Here is a 22,018-nt window from a genome sequence, read left to right as displayed (position 1 = left end):
GCTCAATTCGCTTAAATGGAGATGCCCCTGAGGCGAGTCAGAGGCATTTTATTCATACAGAAAGACCGGCTTTTGTTATTTGCCGGTCTTCATTGCTTAGTGACGGAAGTGGCGCATGCCGGTAAAGACCATTGCCATACCGTGTTCGTCAGCAGCGGCGATAACTTCTTCATCACGCATCGAGCCGCCTGGCTGAATCACGCATGTGATCCCCGCTTCTGCTGCAGCGTCGATACCGTCGCGGAACGGGAAGAAGGCATCTGATGCCATTACGCTACCAGCAACTTCCAGGTTTTCATCTGCAGCCTTGATACCAGCAATTTTTGCTGAGTAAACACGGCTCATCTGGCCGGCGCCTACACCGATGGTCATGTTGCCTTTGGCGTAGACAATCGCGTTAGATTTCAAGTATTTAGCTACTTTCCAGCAGAATAGCGCATCACGCAGCTCGTCTTCGCTTGGCTGGCGCTTAGACACGACTTTCAGATCGTCCTGGCTGACCATACCCTGGTCACGGTCCTGAACCAGCAGGCCACCGTTAACACGCTTAACATCAAAACCTGTTGTTTTGCCAGACCACTCGCCGCACTCCAGCAGGCGAACATTTTTCTTCGCGGCAACCACTTCGATGGCTTCTGCTGAGACACTTGGTGCGATGATCACTTCCACAAACTGGCGCTCGACAATAGCTTGTGCCGTTGCAGCATCCAGTTCCTGGTTGAAGGCAATGATGCCGCCAAAGGCTGATGTTGGATCCGTCTTGTAGGCACGGTCATACGCTTCCAGGATATTGTCACCCAGCGCGACACCACAAGGGTTGGCGTGCTTGACGATCACACAGGCTGGCTGGTCGAACTCTTTCACGCACTCAAGGGCGGCATCGGTATCAGCGATGTTGTTGTAAGACAGCGCCTTGCCCTGGATCTGACGGGCAGTTGAGACAGAGGCTTCTTCTGGATTGCTTTCGACATAGAACGCCGCTGCCTGGTGGCTGTTCTCGCCATAGCGCATGTCCTGCTTCTTTTCGAACTGCTGGTTGAAGGTACGCGGGAACTTCGACTCATCGTCGCCTTCTTTGTTATCGCCGTAAGATGGCACCATCTTACCGAAATAGTTGGCGATCATGCCGTCATAGGCCGCAGTGTGCTCGAAAGCTGCAATTGCCAGATCAAAGCGGGTTGCATGGGTCAGTGAGCCGTTGTTGGTTTCAAGCTCGGAAAGCACGCGGTCGTAGTCATGGGCGTTAACCACAATCGTTACATCTTTGTGGTTTTTCGCTGCCGAGCGAACCATTGTCGGGCCACCGATATCAATGTTTTCTACTGCATCTTCCAGGGTGCAGCCAGCCTTGGCGACAGTCTGGGCAAATGGATACAGGTTCACGACAACCATATCAATCGGATCGATACCGTGCTGCGCCATAACGGCATCATCCTGGCCGCGGCGACCTAATACGCCACCGTGTACTTTCGGGTGAAGGGTCTTAACCCGGCCATCCATCATCTCAGGGAAGCCAGTATAGTCCGATACTTCAGTGACCTTGATGCCTTGCTCGGCAAGCAGACGGGCGGTACCGCCCGTAGAAAGGATGTCAACACCACGGTTGGCAAGAGCTTGTGCGAATTCAACAATACCAGTTTTGTCTGATACGCTGATCAGCGCACGGCGAATAGGACGAGCGTTTTCCATTGCTACCATCTCTTTATGTACACGGGGAATATTTGCCAAAAGCCAACGTCATATTGGCGCTGGATTTTGGCAAATACCCTCAGTTAGAATCGAAGGGTGCCATATCCCGAACTGGGGGCGATTTAATTTTTCCGATGGCGCATATATTACATGAATTCCAGCATCACGCAAACGTTTGCTTTTTTGGTTTTAACGGTGTTTACCGCAGGTGTTGGCTTACATCAAGAAAAGAGTCGGGTATGTATTTGATTGGACAGCTGGCAAAGTTATGTGATGTCAGCAGCGACACCTTACGATTTTATGAAAAAAATGGCCTGCTGAAGCCGGCGGGACGCAGCGATAGTGGGTACCGCCTCTATAGCGACGCCGATTTGTCACGGGTGAAGTTCATTATGCGCTCCAAGGCGATAGGGCTGAGCCTGGATGAAATCCGTGAGTTGTTGGATATCCGGCTGGAGGCTAGCCAGCACAGCTGCGCGGAAGTTAAAGCTATCACCCAGGCCAAGCTGGATGAAGTTGACCAGAAAATGGCCGAACTCAGGCGCATTCGCCTGGCGCTGAAAAAGATCAATGATGCCTGCTGTGGCCATGTCGATGATAATGCCAGCCATTGTTCTATTTTGGAAGCGCTGGGGGAGCATGATGACGAGGCGTACCAGCCCGATTCCAGTGCCCAGTGCTGCTCAGGGCGCTGTAAAGGGGAGTAATCTATCTGCTTCTCTGTAGTTGGGTAAGCCGGCAAACTGTGATAGTTTCGAGTTATCACGTAGTTACTGATAGGGAAAGTCATGTTAAACGTAAATGAATATTTTGATGGCCAGGTGAAGTCGATTGGCTTTGAAACTCAAGGCGATCACACCAGTGTAGGGGTGATGGTGCCTGGGGAGTACACTTTTGGTACTGCCGCGCCGGAGCGCATGACGGTAGTCAAAGGTGCGCTGACAGTGAAGTTGCCAGGCCATATCGACTGGGAAACCTACAACGCCGGCGATGACTTCGAAGTACCGGGGGATTCATCCTTCCAGGTGAAAGTGACAGATACCACCGCCTATCTGTGTGATTACCTCTAGACGGCCTGTTGTGAAAAAAGCTTCGCCCGCGCGAAGCTTTTTTTATGGCTTTTATTCTTTCGCCGGGATAAGCACGGTATCGATGATATGAATGATACCGTTGCTGGCTTCAATACCTCCGGCTATTACCCTGGCTCCGTTGACAGTTACACTATCTTCGCTGTTTTCGATTTTCACCGTTCCCCCTTGTAGCGTTTTAGGCAGTTTTAGCATGCTGACTTCTTTAGAAGAAATAGCGCCAGGCAAGACGTGATAGTTAAGAAGGGCTTGCAGCTGTTCTTTATTTTCGGGCCTGAGCAGATCGGCCAGTGCTCCATTCGGTAACTTATTAAAGGCCTCATCGGTCGGTGCCAGCATGGTAAAGGGCCCCTTTCCTTCCAGTGTTCCACTTAGTCCTGATGCCCGTATCACCATGACCAAGGTTTGGAAGTCACTGTTTGTTGCTGCAACCTCAACCAGGTTTATTTTCTTTTTTTCATGGTGGGTAGCGTTTGCCAGGCCAGAGACCGTGAGGAGAAAGAAGGCGCTGAGCAAATAGGGGATATAGCGTTGGAGTGTTTTCATTCGGTAACCCTCGTCGTTATTGTTTTGGTGTCATCAGAGCTTTGTACGTACAAAGAGGGAGTATGGTTCACGAAGGGATAAAAGTTGTCTTATAAACAGAAAAGGCCTGACACGAGGTCAGGCCTTTGATAACAGGGAATGAATTATAATTAGTTCATGCCGTATTTTTTCAGCTTCTTGCGAAGTGTACCGCGGTTGATACCCATCATGGTTGCTGCGCGGGTCTGGTTACCGCGGGTGTACTGCATGATGGTGTCTAGTAGCGGCTGTTCAACTTCAGCTAGTACTAGCTCGTACAGATCATCGACTTCCTGACCGTTTAACTGAGCAAGGTAATTTTTAAGCGACGCTTTGACAGAGTCACGTAGTGGCTTCTGTGTGATTTGGTCTTGTGAAGTTACAGTTGTCACTGTTAATGCTTCGGAAGTCAGATTTTGTTCGAACATATTCTGTAAGCTCTTCTAGTATTTATGCAACGTTTTCGAAGTAGCCTTGCAGCGCATCGAGTTGCTGTTGGGCATCTTCGATAGCGTTGAAGGTCCGGCGAAAATCACCTGCTGGTGCATGTTCTTTTAAGTACCAAGACACGTGTTTACGTGCAATGCGCAGCCCTAAATACTCCCCGTAGAAACGGTGGAGTTCCTGAACATGGCCCAGCATAATGCCGCCAACTTCATCCATGGACGGAGCCGGCAGGTGTTCGCCAGTTGTTAAGTAATGGTGGATTTCCTGGAAAATCCACGGCCGTCCTTGTGCAGGTCGGCCAATCATCAAAGCATCTGCACCGGTATAATCCAGTACAAAGCGTGCCTTTTCCGGAGAATCGATATCACCGTTAGCGATCACCGGAATTGAAACTGCCTGTTTAGCTGCTTTGATGTAGTCATATTCCGCCTCGCCCTTGTACATACAGGCTTTGGTGCGGCCGTGAAGGGCCAGCGCCTGGATGCCACACTGCTCGGCAAGTTGTGCGATTTTGACACAGTTACGGTTATCAAGATCCCAGCCTGTACGCGTTTTCAGCGTAACAGGGACATCGACAGCATCCACCACCGTACGAAGGATCTCTTCGATCAGCTCAGGGTGCTGCAGCAATGCAGAGCCCGCAAGTCGCTTGTTGACCTTTTTGGCCGGGCAACCCATGTTGATATCGATGATTTGCGCACCGTTCTCAACACTAAATTGCGCCGCTTCAGCCATCAGCTTAGGATCCGCGCCGGCTATCTGAACCGAGCGAATGCCCGATTCACCTTCGTGGACCATGCGGTTCTGGGATTTAGACGTTTTCCATAAGTCTGGGTTAGAAGACATCATCTCGCTAACAGCCATCCCGGCACCATAGCGCAGGCATAGTTCACGAAATGGCCGATCGGTCACACCCGCCATTGGCGCGACTATCAGCTGGTTTTTAAGTTGATAAGGACCGATCTTCAAACGTCTGTTCCTGACTGTGCCAGTAAGGGCGCGCATTTTACGCATTTTTTCCCTCTCTGAAAAGGCCAATAATTGAGCATTTAGTTTTTGATTTGCAAAACTGCATGATTTTCAACCAATTGACCATTTCTTGCACAATAAATTTGTCTTGAATAATCGACGATTACGCCTTGCGGCCCGCAATACGGCACCATTCTTCACGGGCGGCAATCGGGTCTAGGGCCAGTTCATCGCTGTAGTAGGTCGCGACGTCCTCAGCCTGGCTTTCGAGTACGCCAGAGATAGCCAGGTCACCGCCAGGTTTCACCAGCCCTTTGATGACTGGAGATAGTTCACGCAATGGCCCTGCCAGAATGTTGGCAACCACCACGTCTGCCAGAATACCTTCTGGCTGATCTTGTGGCAGGAACAGTTCCAGCTTGTCAGCGACGCCGTTACGCTCGGCATTGTCGCGAGAGGCTAAGATTGCCTGTGGGTCGATATCGATACCGATCACCTTGGCGGCACCCAGTTTGATGGCGGCAATCGCCAGGATACCTGAACCACAACCGAAATCGACCACGGTCTTGCCTGATAGGTCTTGGCCGTCGAGCCACTCTAGGCACAGTGAGGTCGTTGGGTGGGTGCCCGTACCAAAGGCCAGACCCGGGTCGAGCAATACATTTACGGCATCCGGCTCCGGCGCTTCGCGCCAGCTTGGGCAGATCCACAGGCGGCGGCCAAAGCGCATTGGGTGGAAGTTTTCCATCCACTCGCGTTCCCAGTCCTTGTCTTCCAGTTGCTCAACTTTATAGGCGAAGTCTTCTGCGATCAGCGAGCTGTTTTTCAGCATGGTGAGCACGAAGTCCATGTCGGCTTCAGCATCATACAAACCAATAACATCGGTATCACCCCACAGGCGGGTTTCACCTGGTAGCGGTTCGAAAACTGGTGTGTCTTGCGCATCTAAGAAAGTGGCGGACAGGGCGCCAGTTTCTTCCATCAGCATATCGCCAATAGCTTCAGCATTCTCTGCTGTTGCGTTCAGTTTTAGTTGAATCCAAGGCATGGGTAAATTCGCTTTAATGTTTGGCTACGGTTCAAGGATGCGAAGTCTAGCATGAAATTTAGTCAGCTCGCACCTAATTCATCGGCCCGTAGGAGAGTGTTGATTGGGATAAACCTGAAAAAAAGATAGCACCAAATGGTGCTATCTTGCGGGGATATATCATGGTCTATAGCTGATGTTGCGCCCTGGGAGCTGCAACAGGTTTGGCGAGGCTCCCAAGAATAAACGTGATCAGGCCGATTGCCAGGGTCGGGACAATGGCATGCATGCCGCCTAAATCTGGTTTGATGACCGACAGGCTGATATAGCACACCAAGCCGGAGAGCATTGAAGCAAACGCTCCGGCCGCCGAGGCTTTTTTCCAATAGAGCCCGAGTACCAGCGGCCACAGGAACACTGCCTGCATGCCACCAAAGGCAAGCAGGTTGAGCCAGATGATCATGTCTGGCGGATTGGTCGCAGCGACAAACACCAGGGCGGAAAAAATACCGGTCACCCACAGCGACATCTTCGGCAAGCGGGATTCGGCCTCTGGCCCTTTAGCGGCTTTCGGATTGATGTAGTTGAGGTACAGGTCTTTGAGCAACGTGGCTGAGGCCTGGATCAGCTGTGAGTCGATCGTCGACATGATAGCGGCCATAGGTCCAGCCAGGAATACGCCGGCGACGACAGGAGGCAGTACCGTCATCATCAGGGTCGGCATGATCTGATCCGGGCTGGCAATATCCGGCACAATCGCGCGGCCAAGGGCCCCGGCCAGGTGCATCCCCAGCATCAGGAAGGCGACCATCGCGGTGCTGATCACCATTCCCTTGTGCAGCGAGCCGCTGTCTTTGTATGACATGCAGCGTACTGCGGCATGGGGCAGGCCAATCACCCCAAAGCAGACCAAGACCCAGAAACTGAGCATGAACGGCTGGGTAAGAAAGTTATCTGGGCCAAACGGCGTGACCAGCTCAGGGTTGATGTGGTGTAGCTCGGTCACCAGCTCGCCAAAACTACCGCCTGTATGGACGATCCCTGCCAGGAGGGCAACGGTACCGATCATCATCATGATGCCCTGGATAGTGTCCGTCATCACCACGGCGCGGAAGCCGCCTATCGTGGTATAGAGGCCGACGGTGACGGCAAACAGCATCAGCCCGTGGGAGTAGGATAGCCCGGTCACTGTTTGCAACAGGCGGGCACCGCCGACAAACTGCACCACCATGGTGCCAAAGAAGGCCAGCAAAAGCGCCAGCGAGGCAAAGATGACGACGGCACGGTTTTTATAGCGGGCATACAGAATGTCATTGAGGGTCAGGGCATTGTGGCGACGGGCCTCAATGGCAAACTTTTTGCCGAGCACCCCCAACGTGAGCCAGGCGGCGGGCAGCTGGATCATCGCCAGAAGTACCCAGCCCAGCCCCATTTTATAGGCCGCTCCCGGGCCACCGATAAAGGAGCTGGCGCTGGCGTAGGTGGCTGCAAGTGTCATCGCGAGGACGAAGCCGCCCATGCTGCGGTTGCCGACCAGGTATTCATTGAGAAAGCCGCTGCCAGTGCGGCGGTGACGACGGGTAAACAGTGCCAGGGCGAAGACTGCCGCCAAATACAGGATCAGTGGAATAAGCAGTTGACTATTCATCCGGGGTGTCGTCCTTTTCGATTTCCAGTGACATATCCTGGTAGATGTATTTCACCATCAGGGCACACAACAGGGTAAAGATCACCGGGCCAATGATGCAGGCGAGCAGGAACCAGAGCGGAAAGCCCCAGTACAGTTCTGGTAAGGCATTGTGTACGTTGCTTGGTGCGAATGCATACGCTGAGCAATACCACCAGATGAAATAGGCGAGTGCCAGACCTATCGCCCATTTGGCTTCCTTATGAGCCTGACGATAGCGCGCAGAGAGCGTCTTCATGCCGAAGTCTCCAGTCGTTCAGCAACACTACTCAGAGAAGTGGTTGGTAATACTGAGAGTGAGTAATGTTCATACAAATAAAGGTGAGGTATTGTGGCAAAAGTTAGGGGACAGTGCTAGAAAGCATATCAATTTGCGTTGATTTGAAATAAAAAAGGCTGCCCAGAGGCAGCCTTTTCGTTTTTACAGTGACTAATTACTGTAGACCGAGTTTTTTCTCAAGATAGTGGATGTTCGCGCCACCATGCTGGAAGTTTTCGTCTGCCATGATTTCTTGCTGCAGAGGAATGTTGGTCTTGATACCGTCGATAATGGCTTCACCCAGTGCGTTACGCATACGGGAGATCGCCACATCACGGTTTTCGCCGAAGGTAATCAGCTTGCCGATCATTGAGTCGTAGTGCGGTGGTACGGTGTAGCCGGTGTAGATATGAGACTCCCAACGGACCCCCATGCCGCCTGGCGCGTGGAAACGTTCAATCTTGCCAGGGCAAGGTAGGAAGCGCTCTGGATCTTCGGCGTTGATACGGCATTCGACGGCGTGGCCACGAACCTGGATGTCACTCTGGCTGAATGACAGTGGCTGGCCAGCAGCAATACGTAGCTGCTCTTTGATCAGGTCAACACCGGTCACCATTTCGGTAACAGGGTGCTCAACCTGGATACGGGTGTTCATTTCGATGAAGTAGAACTCACCGTTTTCGTATAGGAACTCGAACGTGCCTGCACCGCGGTAGCCGATTTCGATACATGCACGGGTACAGCGCTCACCGATGTACTTACGCATTTCTTCAGTGATGCCTGGTGCCGGTGCCTCTTCCACGACTTTCTGGTGACGACGCTGCATTGAGCAGTCTCGTTCACCCAGGTGGATCGCATTGCCCTGGCCGTCAGCCAGTACCTGGACTTCGATATGACGAGGGTTTTCAAGGAATTTCTCCATGTAAACCATGTCATTGTTAAAGCAGGATTTTGCTTCGGCACGGGTCATTGCAATCGCTTCTGACAGGTCGGCTTCGGTGCGAACCACACGCATACCGCGGCCGCCACCACCACCCGATGCCTTGATGATCACAGGGTAGCCGATACGCTTGGCAAATGATTTGTTCTTAACTGCATCATCATCCAGAGGGCCATCAGAACCTGGCACACAAGGAACGCCTGCTTTCTTCATTGAGGTGATCGCCGATACCTTGTCACCCATCATGCGGATAGTTTCCGCTTTCGGGCCAACAAAGATAAAGCCAGAGCGTTCAACTTGTTCAGCAAAGTCTGCGTTTTCAGATAGGAAACCGTAACCCGGGTGGATAGCCACTGCACCGGTAATTTCAGCGGCGCTGATAATACGCGGAATATTCAGGTAGCTGTCAGTCCCTTTTGCCGGGCCGATACAGATTGATTCGTCAGCAAGAAGAACGTGTTTAAGGTCGCGGTCTGCCGTTGAGTGAACAGCAACGGTTTTGATCCCAATCTCTTTACACGCACGTAAAATACGTAGCGCTATTTCGCCTCGGTTGGCGATAACTAATTTATCTAACATAGGGCGCCCCGGTTACTCGATGATAACTAGCGGCTGGTCAAACTCGATCGCATCACCGTCTTCAGCCAGAATTGCTACCACAGTACCTGATTTGTCAGATTCGATTTGGTTCATCATCTTCATCGCTTCAACAATGCATAGCGTATCGCCAGCATTGACGGTTTGACCAACTTCAACAAAGGCTTTTGCTTCAGGGCTAGGCGCTCGGTAGAAAGTTCCTACCATTGGAGAAAGAACCTGGTGGCCTGCAGGTGCCGCTGGCGCAGCAGGTGCTGCCGGCGCTTCAGCAGGAGCTGCTTGAGCTGGCGCGGCAACAGGAGCGGCTGCAACAACTTGAGCTGGTGCTGCTACGGCTGCGACAGGAGAGTTGCGGCTGATGCGTACAGACTCTTCGCCTTCAGAGATTTCAAGTTCAGAGATACCAGACTCTTCAACCAGTTCAATTAGCTTTTTGATCTTACGAATATCCATTTGTCTTTCTCTTTATATGTTGTTCATTTAGCTTTCTGCATGCAGGCGTCGAACCGCTGCATTCAGGGCGAATTCATAACCATCCGGGCCAAGGCCACAAATCACGCCGACTGCCTTGTCAGACAAGTAAGAGTGATGGCGGAATGGTTCACGGGCATGGACGTTAGACAAGTGCACCTCAATGAACGGGATTTGCACCCCGAGCAGGGCATCACGGATCGCTACGCTAGTGTGCGTGAATGCGGCCGGATTGATGATGATAAAGTCCACGTTGCCGTGGGCATTATGGATGGCATCAATCAGTTCATGCTCTGCGTTAGATTGAATGTGGTCTAGCGTTACACCCAGTTCAGTTGCTTTGGCAGTTAAATTAGTAACGATCTGAGCCAGTGTTTGTTGGCCATAGTGGCCAGGCTCTCTGAGACCCAATAAGTTCAGGTTAGGTCCATTGATAAGTAAAATTCGTTGAACGGTCGACATCTTGACGTTATATCACTTGTTTTTGAGGATTTACTCTAACAACGCGCAGAAAGCTGCAACCTTGTTTCCCTGTGTCCCAATTTTGCTGACAAAGCATGCTTGATGAGCAATTATAGAGAATTCACCGCAAATCGCAGCAAAATACTGGTCTAATCACCACAATTAATGTGGACAGTTGTACGCTGTATTCATGGGATTGTAGAGTTAGACGGTTGTTTATTCGTAGAGTTCAGCCCGAAACATGCAAGTTGTGGCGCAGTCCACGCTTTTGGCTATGGACTTGTTTCATGTATCACGAGTCTGAATGTTTGTGGGCAGAGTGTCAGCGTGGCTTGGTTTTGTATAGTGTAGCTTGCCTGAGGGTGGAAGTACGCGATCTGGCTGGGATTTTTGCCGATTAATAACAAAACCGCCCGGAGGCGGTTTGTTATCAGTGCAGGAGAAAGGCTTATAGTACTTTCTGCTTTTCGGCGATGAGCTTGTCGACCACGCTTGGGTCGGCCAATGTCGAGGTATCGCCGAGGGTACCGGTGTCGCCGGTGGCAATTTTACGCAGGATACGGCGCATGATCTTGCCTGAACGGGTCTTCGGCAGGGCATCAGTCCAGTGGAGGAAGTCTGGCGTCGCAATCGGACCAATTTCCTTACGTACCCAGTCTTTGACTTCTTTATGTAGCTCGGCACTCGGGACTTCACCGTTATTTAGGGTGATATAGGCGTAGATGGCCTGGCCTTTAATGTCGTGCGGAACACCGACGATGGCCGCTTCAGCGATTTTATCAAAGGCGACTAGGGCCGATTCGATTTCTGCCGTTCCCATACGGTGGCCTGAAATATTCAGGACATCGTCGACACGGCCGGTGATCCAGTAGTAGCCGTCTTCGTCGCGACGGGCACCGTCACCGGTGAAATACATGCCTTGGAAGGTTGAGAAGTAGGTTTGCTCAAAGCGATCGTGATCGCCCCACAATGTGCGCATCTGGCCAGGCCAGGAGTCAATCATCACCAGGTTGCCTTCTGTGGCTCCCTCAAGGATGTTGCCCATGTTATCGACAATAGCTGGCTGTACGCCGAAGAACGGACGGGTTGCCGAACCGGGCTTCAGCTCGGTGGCGCCCGGTAGCGGGGTGATCAGGATACCGCCGGTTTCGGTTTGCCACCAAGTATCGACAATCGGGCAACGGCTGTCGCCGATGGTGCGGTGATACCATTCCCAAGCCTCAGGGTTAATTGGCTCACCCACAGAGCCCATGATACGTAGCGATGAACGGTTAGTCCCTTCAATCGCCTGGTTGCCTTTGGCCATCAGGGCGCGGATCGCAGTAGGGGCGGTATACAGGATATTGACGTTGTGTTTGTCGACAACTTCGCTCATACGGCTGGTGGACGGGTAGTTCGGCACGCCTTCAAACAGCAAGGTGGTTGCGCCATTGGCCAGCGGGCCGTATACCAAGTAGCTGTGGCCGGTGATCCAGCCGACATCTGCAGTACACCAGTACACATCACCTTCTTGGTAGTCGAATACATACTTGAAGGTCATGGTCGCGTAAACCAGGTAACCACCGGTAGTATGAAGCACACCTTTCGGCTTGCCTGTCGATCCTGAGGTATACAGAATAAACAGTGGATCTTCGGCATTCATTTCTTCCGGCTCGCAGTGGGCAGAGGCAACGGCTGTGGCATCGTGCCACCAGACGTCATGCGCGTCATCCCACTCGACTTCACCGCCAGTACGCTTGAGTACCAGGACTTTTTCAACCGTGGTCACGTCGTCGTTGGCAAGGGCGGCATCGACATTTTTCTTCAGTGGTACCGCACGGCCGCCACGAACACCTTCATCAGCCGTCACAACTACTTTGGCGTTGGAATCAATAATACGCCCTGCTAGCGCCTCTGGTGAGAAGCCACCAAACACGATGGTATGAACAGCGCCGATGCGGGTACAGGCCAGCATTGCAACAGCGGCTTCGGCAACCATCGGCATGTACAGACATACCACATCCCCTTTGCGTACACCTTGGCTTTTCAGGGCATTGGAAAATTTACAGACCTGCTCGTGCAGTTCATTGTAGGTCAGGGTTGCGTCATCGGATGGGTCATCGCCTTCCCAGATAATGGCTGTTTGGTCACCGCGGGTTGCCAGGTGGCGGTCAATGCAGTTGGCAGACACGTTCAGGGTTCCGTCTTCGAACCATTTAACACTGACGTGGCCGGTGTCAAATGAGGTGTTCTTAACCTGGGAAAAAGGTTTAATCCAGTCAACAATCTGGCCGTGCTCGCGCCAGAAGCCTGCCGGGTTGATCACTGACTGCTGATACATCTCGCGGTATTGCTCGTCATTGATATGGGCTTTGGCTGCGATTTCCTGGTTTACTGGATACACATGAACCTCACTCATTCTATTCTCCTTGTGTTCCGTCAATGTCCGTACCGGACCGGATAATTCAGTTTGGTATATAACTTCCGCTAGATCGCGGTTAGTCACAATTAGACTTTAGGATGAGAGAAGAGAAATTAGCGTGACAAGTCATCTGTTACATTGCATTTGCATTAAAAATCTTGCGCCGCGCAGGATGTCGTGTAACGAGATGTGATCAGGCCGATCTGAGGGTCGGGATATCACCATGTTTCAGGCGAACGTAAATTAAGGCGGCAGTAATCGCATCCTGGAGTGCATCATGGCGTTCTGGTACGGGCAGATCCAGGTGGCGACTAATTGCTTCCAGGCTGAGGTCGTAATAGGCATTGGGCAGCAACCGCTCGAGCCTTTCATGGTATAGGTGGCTGACCTCGACCATTTTGTTGGGCAAGGAGAAATCAAACAAACGCTGGAAATAACGGTCGAGAATGGTCTTGTCATAGCGAATATGGTAGCCGACCAATGGCCGATTACCGATAAACTTCAACAAGGCAGTCAATGCCTGCCGCTCATCGAGCCCTTCTTGGAGATCCTGGTGACGGATCCGGTGAATGGCAATAGAGTCGGCATCAAGGCTGACTGGCGCACGCAGGGTCAGGTGAATGGACTGGCTGGTCAGGATCCGGTTGGCCTTGATCCGGGTTGCCGCGATGGTTACCAGTTCGGCACTATGAGGGTCCAGGCTGGTTGTCTCACAGTCTAGCGAGACCAGCTCATCACCCTGATAGCTATCGAACAGCGTTTGGTATGGGCTGCTTTTGAATTTATTCTGATACCACCAGCGTCGTAAAATATTCATAGTTAGTCTCTGATCTGATAGTGATAACCCAGCCATTCTTTGAATTTCTTCACAACATGCAGGCTGTGGCGCAGCAAATCACGCTCGGCGCGGCTGAGATAGCTGATATTGAGGTGCTGCTGTAGCCCGTTGGTCTGGTGATCCAGCTGTTGCCTCAGGCGAAGCTTGATAAACAATTTAAGCGCTTCGCTCAGGTTTGATGCCGTTGATGGTTCCAGAACGTTGTGCTGTTCGAGCTGTGAAATACGCTGGAAGGTATTGTTGTCTTCGATACTGTGTTCCAGCGCCAGGGCGCGGATACCATGGACGATAGGGAAAACCCCGCCCCGCTTGATATCGAGTCCTTCTTTGCTGGCTTTCAGTTTGCCAAACAGGGTCAGCGGCACGCTGAACTTCAGTGCCGGACGGGTGAAGGTGGCCAGCAATAATTCCTGATCGGCCAGCTGCTGGTGGAGGTGTGTTTGCAGGGGGACGAGCAGGGCGCGATTGCCGGCAACGGCGTGGCTGTCAGCCAATATCGCCAAATCCATCATGGTGGCTTCATTGCCTGCCTGGGCGTATTCGCTAATAGTGTGTAACCACTCACTTTGGTGCTTAACCCATTTGGGGTTGTTGACCATAACCTTGCCAGGGCATAACGGGTAGCCGAGCTGGTGCAGGGTATGGGTAAGCTGCGCCATGACCTGCGGGCAGTCCGGCCAGTCGATCCCGTCCTGGATGATCAGGGCATTGTCCTGATCGGTCTTTAAGATTTGCTCGCCGCGTCCTTCCGAGCCCATCACCATAAAGCAGCAGTGTTCATGCATGTGTGGGGGAACCACCAGCTTAAAGGCTTTTTCAATAATTTGTTCGTTAACGGTGGCGATGAGCTCCATCACAAACAGGGTATGGATCCCGTTGTTAAACAGGGTTTCCACCAGGCGGTGCTGACTACTGGCTGCCATGGCCAGCTCTTCGATGGTTTCGGCCCGGGCAATACGCAAGGTCAGGACGTGTGAGTGGGTTGAAAACAGGCTCAGAACCTGGGTCAGATCCAGCATCCCGGCCACCTGGTTGCCATCGAGAACCTGGACCCGCTTTACTTTATTTCGGGTCATGGCAAGCATGGCATTGAACAGGAAGTCGCCTTTATTAACACTGATAACCGGGGTCGTCGCTATTTGGCTGACCGGGGTGGAGGCTGGGAGCGCTTCTAGCATCACGGCATGAAGCAGGTTGGTACGGGTAACGATGCCGTATTGTGGCGTGGTATTGAGCTCGACCAAGGCCGCATCCATGCCTTTGCTGCGCATCTGCTCTGTCACGGATTTGAGATCGGTATCGTGCGGCACGATCAGGCAGGGCTGGATGTTGTCGTCATTGACCTTGGTCAGGATAAACTCAGCCAGGTTCTGCTGCCTTTGTGCTTCTTCCAGCAATTGTTGGCGGCGGGCAAGGTTACCGTCAAAGTAGGCGGAGAATTGCTCGTTGGACTGATAGAACTCAACAAAAATAGCCCGGGGTAGCAAGTAGCACAAGGTATCTTCCAGTGCAGTATAGCGATGGCGGCTGCGATGCTCCATTTGTGAGCGGACATCAAACATATCGTCGGCGGTATAGTGCGCGAAGATTTCGTTGCTGTCTGCCGAGGTTTCTTCAACGCTGCCTTTGATGATGATGTAGAGCTGGGTGCATTTTTCATCCGCATCAATGATGATGTCACCGACCCGGTAGTAAGCGACATCCAGCGCTTCTTTGAGCAGGTGCTGCTGCTCATTGCTGAGGCGGTCAAAGGGGGGCAGTGAGGTATCGAACTTATCAGGCATAGCAACCATCCGGCTTATTGAGTGCATTGCGCACTGGAAAATTAGGTTTGGCAATGATGCAACCAGTGTCGCCCAGGATAGGCATTCGCTCCAGACGACTTTAGTCTACAGTGAGATCAGACAGAAAAAAGGGGAAGTAAAATTGTCTGATAATTTCATTGGGGAGGCGGTGGTGAATTCGGCATAATAGGCGCTCTTTATTCTTCTTTCTGCATATAGGACTTGGCATGTTTCGTAGTAGCCCCTATGGCTGGACCTCGCAGTATCTGCTCGGTTTCTTCTTTAACTATGGTGTTTATCTTCCTTTTTGGGCGTTATGGCTGGCTCATCTGGAAGTGAGTGCCTCGAATATAGGCTTGTTGCTGGGGCTGGGTTTTGGGGTGCGTTGTTTGGCTAACCTGGTGATCACCCCGCGCATTCACAAGGCTGAACATTTGATCCCGGCGCTGCGCTGGCTGGCCCTGGCCGCCCTGATTAGTTGTATTATTTATATTTATTGCGGTGGAAGTCTGTGGGCACTTACTATCGTTACTGTTATATACAACATGCTGGTTGGTCCGATTGTCCCGCTATCTGATGCATTGGCGAACCACTATGCCAAAGATGGCCATTTAGACTATGGTCGTACCCGGTTGTGGGGCTCTATTGCCTTTATTGCTGGCTCAACCGTGGTTGGCTTGCTGGCGGCAGAATATACCCCGGATGTGATCCCATGGGTGGCAGCATCGGGGCTGGTAGCAGCACTTGTGCTATCGATGCGCCAGCCAACCATTTTACCGCAGTCAGAAGCCGCTCATGATCAGGCTCGTCCGGCCCTGATGCAGCTAATGCGGGATCGTCAGGTACTGCGTTTTCTTGGCGCAGTTGCGCTGCTGCAGGGAAGTCATGCCGCTTATTACAGCTTTAGTGCTATCTACTGGAAAGAGGTGGGCTATAGCGAAGCTGTGATTGGTTACCTGTGGAGCTTCAGTGTAGTAGCGGAAGTGGCTGTCTTTGCCCTGAGCAAGCGATTGTTTGCGGGCTGGAGTATATCGGCTATGTTTCGCCTGGCTGCACTTGGGGTAATGGTGCGCTGGGGAGTAACGGCGACGATGACAGAGCTGCCTATACTCGTGATGTCCCAGGCCCTGCACGGGATCACGTTTGCCGCCTGCCACCTGGCAACGATTCGCTATATCCAGCATGCTCAGAGCAATCAGATGGTTGCTCTTCAGGCGCTGTATAATGCGCTGCCGATGGGGGCCTTTATGGCTATGATGACGGCGCTGAGCGGCTGGCTTTATGGGATCTGGGGAGCTGACCTGTTCTGGCTGATGGCCGTGATGGGTGCGCCGGTATTGCTAATGAAGATCAAGTCACAGCCCAGGCAACATGTTGTGACTAGCTGCTAGTCGTCAATAGCGAATTGAGATCGGCAAAAAGACGTTTCAGCCAAAGCTGTGATCGTCTTGATTGAGAGAATGGGTGTGAATTCGTTACTATAGCCTTACATCTTATTTACAATCAGGACGCATCATGGCACAGGGATGGATCGTCGTGCCGGTCTCGCTGGCTTATCTCGTACTGCTGTTTATTATCGCTTGGTATGGCGACAAGAAACCGCAATGGATGGCTGGCTGGCGACCGTGGATTTACAGCCTTTCGATTGCAGTCTACTGCACCTCATGGACCTTCTATGGCACGGTCGGGCAGGCTAGCCAGGATATCTGGTCCTTTTTACCTATCTATCTTGCGCCGATCCTGGTGTTTACCATTGGCTGGCGCATTCTGGCGCGGTTGATCCTGATAGCCAAGCGCGAGCACATCACCTCCATTGCTGATTTTATTGCGGCGCGTTACGGTAAGTCGCAAGGGTTGGCCGTATTGGTCACCATCATTGCGGTGGTGGGGATCTTGCCGTATATCGCCTTGCAGCTACGTGGTATTACCATGGGGCTGGAACAAATTGCCCCAGATTTGGGTCAGCACAGCGGGGTCGATGATGCCGATATCGCCTGGATGGTGACCTTGGCACTGGCGGTCTTTACGGTGCTGTTCGGCACCCGGCATATCGATACTACCGAGCATCACCGTGGCATGATGATGGCGGTGGCGTTCGAGTCGATTGTCAAGCTGGTGGCCTTTTTGGTTGTCGGAGTTTTTGCGGTCGGATTGTTGTTTGAGCTGCCTGATCTGCAGGCGGTGAAGCAGGAATACCTGCAGCCACATACCCCGAATGTCGGTAGCCTGCTGATCCACACGATGCTCACCATGGCGGCGATTATCTGCTTGCCGCGCCAGTTCCATACTATCGTGGTGGAAAACAGCCGGGCACAGGATCTCCATATGGCGCGCTGGGTATTCCCGCTATATCTAGTGTTGATGGGGATCTTTGTGGTTCCGCTGGCACTGGCCGGCCAGGCTATGCTGCCGCACATTTCCGCTGATACCTATGTGATTAACCTACCCTTGCAGCAGGGGGCCGACAGTATTGCCTTACTGGCATTTCTCGGCGGGACGTCCGCCGCGACGGGGATGGTGATTGTCTCGACGATTGCGCTGGCCATTATGGTATCCAATGATTTGGTTTTGCCCTTGCTGCTACGGCGGTTACGGGTATCGGGCCGTAATTTCAATGCTTTTTCCGGGATGTTACTCAATGTTCGGCGTGCGTTGATCCTGTTGTTGCTAATGGCGGCTTGGGGTTTTCACCAGGTCTTAGATGAAATCCAGTCGCTGTCAGGCATAGGTCTATTGTCTTTTGCGGCTATCGCTCAGTTTGTCCCCGCCCTGCTGGGGGGCATTTATTGGCGGGAAGGCAATCGCAATGGCGTCTATGCCGGTTTGTTAGGTGGTTCGGCAGTGTGGGTGATCACTATGATGGGCCAGACTAATATGCTGGCAGGTAGCGCTGAGACTAACCTGCTGCTGTGGCTGCTAACGCCACCGCAATGGCCAATACTGCATGAGTTGTCAGCCGTCGACTGGGGCATGTTGCTGAGCTTAGTTGTTAATGTTTCCTTATATTTCACGGTATCGCTGACCACCAGAACGTCGTTGACTGAGCGCTTGCAGGCTGCGACGTTTGTAGGGGCACCGTTGCCTGAAACTGAAAATGCCAGCTTGTACCAGACCCGGGTGACCGTTGCCGAGCTAGAGATGCTAGCTGCCCGTTTTGTTGGCCGTAAGCGGGTGCGTTATGCCTTTCATCAGTTTGCCGATCAGCATCAGGCCGAGCTGATGCCACAGCAGCAGGCATCGGCTGCACTGATCCGCCATACCGAGCGGGTGCTGGCTGGGGTGTTTGGCGCGTCTTCGGCCCGTTTGGTGCTGACGTCTGCCTTGCAGGGGCGCAACATGCAGCTGGAAGAGGTGGCCACTATTGTCGATGAGGCCTCGGAGTTATTTGATTTCAGCCGCGGCCTGTTACAAGGCGCGATTGAGCATATTAGCCAGGGGATTGCAGTGGTGGATAAACAGTTGCGGCTGGTGGCATGGAACCAGCGCTATTTGGAGCTGTTTACCTTTCCGCCTGGATTGATCCAGGTCGGCCGCCCTATTGCCGATGTGATCCGCCATAATGCCCGGCTAGGGTTATGTGGCCCCGGAGATCCAGAAGCGCATGTCGCCAAGCGGGTTGAGCATTTGCAGCGGGGCACGGCCCATACTTCCTCGCGGATCCGCCAGGATGGCCAGGTCATCGAAGTGCAGGGTAATCCTATGCCCGGCGGCGGATTTGTCATGAGCTTTACGGATATTACCGCGTTCCGCAAAGCGGAGCAGGCATTGAAAGAAGCCAATGAGAACCTTGAAGAGCGGGTGAAGCTACGTACCAAGGAATTAGAACAGCTGAACAGGCAGCTGGTATCGGCCACCCAGCAGGCGGAGCAGCAGGCCCACTCGAAAGGCCGTTTCCTGGCAGCGGTGAGCCATGACTTGATGCAGCCGTTGAACGCTGCCCGATTGTTTTCGTCATCACTAACGGAGGTTGCCAAAGAGGAGGAAACCACCAAGCTAGCACACCATATTGAAAGTGCCTTGGGGGCTGCCGAAGATCTGATTGGCGATCTGCTGGATGTTTCCCGGCTTGAAGCGGGTAAGCTACAGGTGAATGTCCATCCGTTTCCGGTGAGCGATGTCCTCAATACCTTGAGTGCGGAGTTTGGTGCATTGGCCCGCCAACAGGGGATCACGTTTGAGGTGATTAATAGCAATGCGGTGATTGTGTCTGATCCCAAGTTGTTGCGCCGGGCCCTGCAGAATTTTCTGACCAATGCCTTTCGCTATAACCCGAATGGGAAAGTGGTGCTGGGTGTACGGAGAAAACAGGGCCAGTTGAAGATCGAAGTCTGGGATAATGGCCCGGGGATCCCTGAAGAAAAGCAGGCTGATATTTTTGATGAATTTACCCGTATTGAACGTAGCGGCGTCGATCATGGCCTCGGTCTTGGGCTGGCTATTGCGCGAGGGATCAGCCGGGTGCTAGATCATCAGCTGTCGCTGCGTTCTTGGCCGGGACAGGGAACGGTGTTTGAACTGAGTGTTCAGCGTGGTGTTGCGGTTCCATCGGTCACGCAGCGAAAAGCAGCCGAAATCAAGGCGGCACCGCTGGCAGGTATCAAGGTGCTTTGTGTCGACAATGAACCCGATATTTTGCTGGGAATGGAAACGCTGCTGACTCGCTGGGGCTGTGAGGTCAGGTTGGCAGAAACTGTCGCCGGGGCCATGCAGTTACTTGATGATGACTGGCGTCCTGATTTTGTGCTCAGCGATTATCACCTGGCTAACGAACAGACAGGATTGCAGGTATTGCAGCAATGTAGCCTACGGCTGGGTAAAACCTTCAAAGGGGCTGTGATCAGTGCAGACCGAACGGCAGAAACCCAACAGACCATCCGGGGACACGGCTTCAGCTTTATCAGCAAGCCGGTAAAGCCATTGAAGCTGCGGGCACTGCTTAACCAGCATGTCAGGGAAGCGGCGAGCTAAGCGGAAGGCTATTTTGATCAGCTATCTGTCGGTGAGATAGCAAACGGGAGGCAAAGAAAAACGGAGCATTATGCTCCGTTTTGGTTTCTAGCCACTGACTATTGAGGCAGTATTAGTGATCCTGTGCAGCTCCAGCGCCTTTTGGATAACGGATGGATTCAACCATATCCTGTACTTCTGTCGGTACTTCGGCGGTGAACTTGTTCACAACAATCGAGACAACAAAGTTCAGACACATACCTAGTGTACCGATGCCTTCTGGGCTGATACCGAAGAACCAGTTATCTGGCGTACTTGCTGCCGGGTTGATGAACTTGAAGTAGATGATGTATGACGCGGTAAATGCGATACCTGAAAGCATACCTGCAATCGCGCCTTCTTTATTCATCTTCTTATAGAAGATACCCAAGATGATAGCTGGGAAGAAGGATGCAGCTGCCAGTCCGAAGGCGAAGGCAACAACCTGCGCGACAAAGCCTGGAGGGTTAATACCCAGGTAACCGGCACCGACAATGGCCACAGCAGCACCGACTCGGGCGGCTAGTAGTTCTTGTTTATCGGTCATGTTCGGCCTAAAGCCTTTCTTCAGCAAGTCATGGGAAATCGAGGTTGAGATAACCAGTAGCAGACCGGCAGCTGTCGATAGTGCGGCAGCCAGGCCACCTGCAGCCAACAGGGCAACCACCCAGTTTGGTAGGTTTGCCAGCTCAGGGCTTGCTAGTACGATGATGTCACGGTTGATCTTCATCTCGTTGCGATCATCGCCCGAGTAGAACATCTTGCCGTCGCCATTTTTGTCTTCCCAGTTAACTAGGCCAGTTTTCTCCCAGTTTTTAACCCAGCCAGGTGCTTGCTCTGCAGCGACACCTTGCATGTCCGGGCCATTGATAGTTTCAATCATGTTGACACGGGCAAAGGCGGCAACAGCTGGTGCTGTGGTATATAGCAGTGAAATGAACAGTAGTGCCCAACCTGCTGAAATACGTGCATCTTTAACACGAGGAACAGTGAAGAAACGGATGATTACATGTGGTAGACCCGCAGTACCGACCATTAGAGCGGCACAGATGAAGAATACATCAACCATACTCTTCGAGCCGTCAGTATAGGCGGTAAAGCCTAATTCCGTGGTTAACCCGTCGAGTTTATCCAGTACATAAGTTTCCGAACCTGTTAACGTTGAACCCATACCAATTTGCGGCAGCGGGTTACCTGTCATCATGATAGAGGTAAAGATAGCCGGAACCAGGAAGGCAAAAATCAGTACGCAGAACTGGGCAACCTGGGTGTAGGTGATCCCTTTCATGCCGCCTAGTACCGCATAGAAGAACACGATACCCATACCGATGATGATACCCATGTTGATATCAACTTCTAGGAAGCGGGCGAATACTACACCAACCCCACGCATCTGGCCTGCAACATAGGTAAATGAAACGAAGATGGCACAAAAGACAGCTACCATACGTGCAGTTTTTGAATAATAACGCTCACCGATGAAATCAGGCACAGTGAACTGGCCAAATTTACGTAGGTAAGGTGCCAGGCAAAGGGCAAGCAGTACATAACCACCGGTCCAGCCCATGAGGTACACACCGCCGTCGTAGCCGACGAATGAGATAATACCGGCCATTGAGATGAATGATGCGGCTGACATCCAGTCAGCGGCTGTAGCCATACCATTGGCTACCGGGTGAACACCACCACCGGCGACATAGAATTCACTGGTTGAGCCGGCACGGGCCCAGATTGCGATGCCGATATAAACCGCAAAGGTTATACCTACTAAAATAAACGTCCAGGTTTGGATATCCATGCTTAAACCTC

Annotated in this window: 18 protein-coding genes; 4 read left to right on the top strand and 14 right to left on the bottom strand. The window is 52.4% G+C overall.

Annotated elements, in window-relative coordinates; genetic code table 11:
* Positions 1-96 precede the first annotated feature (96 nt).
* Positions 97-1,689, bottom strand: coding sequence for a bifunctional phosphoribosylaminoimidazolecarboxamide formyltransferase/IMP cyclohydrolase (gene purH / locus AC51G0_RS17440; protein WP_496299977.1), 1,593 nt, complete (start codon positions 1,687-1,689; stop codon positions 97-99).
* A 239-nt stretch (positions 1,690-1,928) separates the two neighbouring features.
* Between purH and zntR the strand changes: the two genes are divergently transcribed.
* Positions 1,929-2,396 (top strand): Zn(2+)-responsive transcriptional regulator, encoded by a 468-nt coding sequence (zntR, locus tag AC51G0_RS17435; RefSeq protein ID WP_496299976.1) that lies wholly within the window; start codon positions 1,929-1,931, stop codon positions 2,394-2,396.
* Between the two features lie 81 nt (positions 2,397-2,477).
* The gene (ppnP, locus tag AC51G0_RS17430) at positions 2,478-2,759 is read left to right on the top strand and encodes a pyrimidine/purine nucleoside phosphorylase (protein WP_496299975.1); all 282 of its coding nucleotides are present in this window, start codon (positions 2,478-2,480) and stop codon (positions 2,757-2,759) included.
* 51 nt (positions 2,760-2,810) lie between these two features.
* Here ppnP and AC51G0_RS17425 read toward each other — a convergent pair whose 3' ends face one another.
* The 12 genes from AC51G0_RS17425 to AC51G0_RS17370 form a co-directional block, all read right to left on the bottom strand.
* On the bottom strand, positions 2,811-3,323 hold the full coding sequence (locus AC51G0_RS17425; protein ID WP_496299974.1) for a fasciclin domain-containing protein: 513 nt from the start codon (positions 3,321-3,323) through the stop codon (positions 2,811-2,813).
* A gap of 149 nt (positions 3,324-3,472) precedes the next feature.
* Positions 3,473-3,769, bottom strand: coding sequence for a DNA-binding transcriptional regulator Fis (gene fis / locus AC51G0_RS17420; RefSeq protein WP_005372656.1), 297 nt, complete (start codon positions 3,767-3,769; stop codon positions 3,473-3,475).
* A gap of 22 nt (positions 3,770-3,791) precedes the next feature.
* Complete coding sequence (dusB, locus tag AC51G0_RS17415; RefSeq protein ID WP_496302003.1) at positions 3,792-4,757, bottom strand: tRNA dihydrouridine synthase DusB; 966 nt, start codon at positions 4,755-4,757, stop codon at positions 3,792-3,794.
* A gap of 163 nt (positions 4,758-4,920) precedes the next feature.
* Positions 4,921-5,805 (bottom strand): 50S ribosomal protein L11 methyltransferase, encoded by an 885-nt coding sequence (gene prmA / locus AC51G0_RS17410; RefSeq protein WP_496299973.1) that lies wholly within the window; start codon positions 5,803-5,805, stop codon positions 4,921-4,923.
* A gap of 166 nt (positions 5,806-5,971) precedes the next feature.
* Positions 5,972-7,432, bottom strand: coding sequence for a sodium/pantothenate symporter (panF, locus tag AC51G0_RS17405; protein ID WP_496299972.1), 1,461 nt, complete (start codon positions 7,430-7,432; stop codon positions 5,972-5,974).
* Complete coding sequence (locus AC51G0_RS17400; protein WP_496299971.1) at positions 7,425-7,709, bottom strand: YhdT family protein; 285 nt, start codon at positions 7,707-7,709, stop codon at positions 7,425-7,427. Before AC51G0_RS17400 ends, panF begins: the two co-directional genes overlap by 8 nt.
* A 196-nt stretch (positions 7,710-7,905) precedes the next feature.
* Positions 7,906-9,249, bottom strand: a complete 1,344-nt coding sequence (gene accC / locus AC51G0_RS17395) for an acetyl-CoA carboxylase biotin carboxylase subunit (protein ID WP_496299970.1) — start codon at positions 9,247-9,249, stop codon at positions 7,906-7,908.
* Positions 9,250-9,261: 12 nt separating this feature from the next.
* Complete coding sequence (accB, locus tag AC51G0_RS17390; RefSeq protein ID WP_496299969.1) at positions 9,262-9,720, bottom strand: acetyl-CoA carboxylase biotin carboxyl carrier protein; 459 nt, start codon at positions 9,718-9,720, stop codon at positions 9,262-9,264.
* A 27-nt stretch (positions 9,721-9,747) separates the two neighbouring features.
* The gene (gene aroQ, locus AC51G0_RS17385; RefSeq protein ID WP_496299968.1) at positions 9,748-10,200 is read right to left on the bottom strand and encodes a type II 3-dehydroquinate dehydratase; all 453 of its coding nucleotides are present in this window, start codon (positions 10,198-10,200) and stop codon (positions 9,748-9,750) included.
* Positions 10,201-10,648: 448 nt separating this feature from the next.
* Positions 10,649-12,598, bottom strand: a complete 1,950-nt coding sequence (acs, locus tag AC51G0_RS17380) for an acetate--CoA ligase (RefSeq protein WP_496299967.1) — start codon at positions 12,596-12,598, stop codon at positions 10,649-10,651.
* A gap of 196 nt (positions 12,599-12,794) precedes the next feature.
* Entirely contained in the window at positions 12,795-13,418 is a 624-nt protein-coding gene (locus AC51G0_RS17375; protein WP_496299966.1) for a 3'-5' exonuclease, read from the bottom strand.
* A 2-nt stretch (positions 13,419-13,420) separates the two neighbouring features.
* The gene (locus tag AC51G0_RS17370; protein ID WP_496299965.1) at positions 13,421-15,223 is read right to left on the bottom strand and encodes a DUF294 nucleotidyltransferase-like domain-containing protein; all 1,803 of its coding nucleotides are present in this window, start codon (positions 15,221-15,223) and stop codon (positions 13,421-13,423) included.
* A 227-nt stretch (positions 15,224-15,450) separates the two neighbouring features.
* Between AC51G0_RS17370 and AC51G0_RS17365 the strand changes: the two genes are divergently transcribed.
* Together AC51G0_RS17365 and AC51G0_RS17360 are read left to right on the top strand one after the other, a co-directional pair.
* Positions 15,451-16,614, top strand: coding sequence for a 3-phenylpropionate MFS transporter (locus AC51G0_RS17365; RefSeq protein WP_496299964.1), 1,164 nt, complete (start codon positions 15,451-15,453; stop codon positions 16,612-16,614).
* Positions 16,615-16,738: 124 nt separating this feature from the next.
* Positions 16,739-20,191, top strand: coding sequence for a hybrid sensor histidine kinase/response regulator (locus AC51G0_RS17360; protein WP_496299963.1), 3,453 nt, complete (start codon positions 16,739-16,741; stop codon positions 20,189-20,191).
* A gap of 112 nt (positions 20,192-20,303) precedes the next feature.
* On the opposite strand, the gene AC51G0_RS17355 is transcribed toward AC51G0_RS17360, so the two are convergent.
* Positions 20,304-22,007 (bottom strand): sodium:solute symporter family protein, encoded by a 1,704-nt coding sequence (locus tag AC51G0_RS17355; protein WP_496299962.1) that lies wholly within the window; start codon positions 22,005-22,007, stop codon positions 20,304-20,306.
* Between the last annotated feature and the right edge of the window lie 11 nt (positions 22,008-22,018).

It is taken from the genome of Photobacterium sp. HL06 (genome assembly GCF_059552575.1).
The sequence above is the reverse complement of the archived record's forward strand: the minus strand, read 5'-3'. Positions and strand labels throughout refer to the sequence as shown.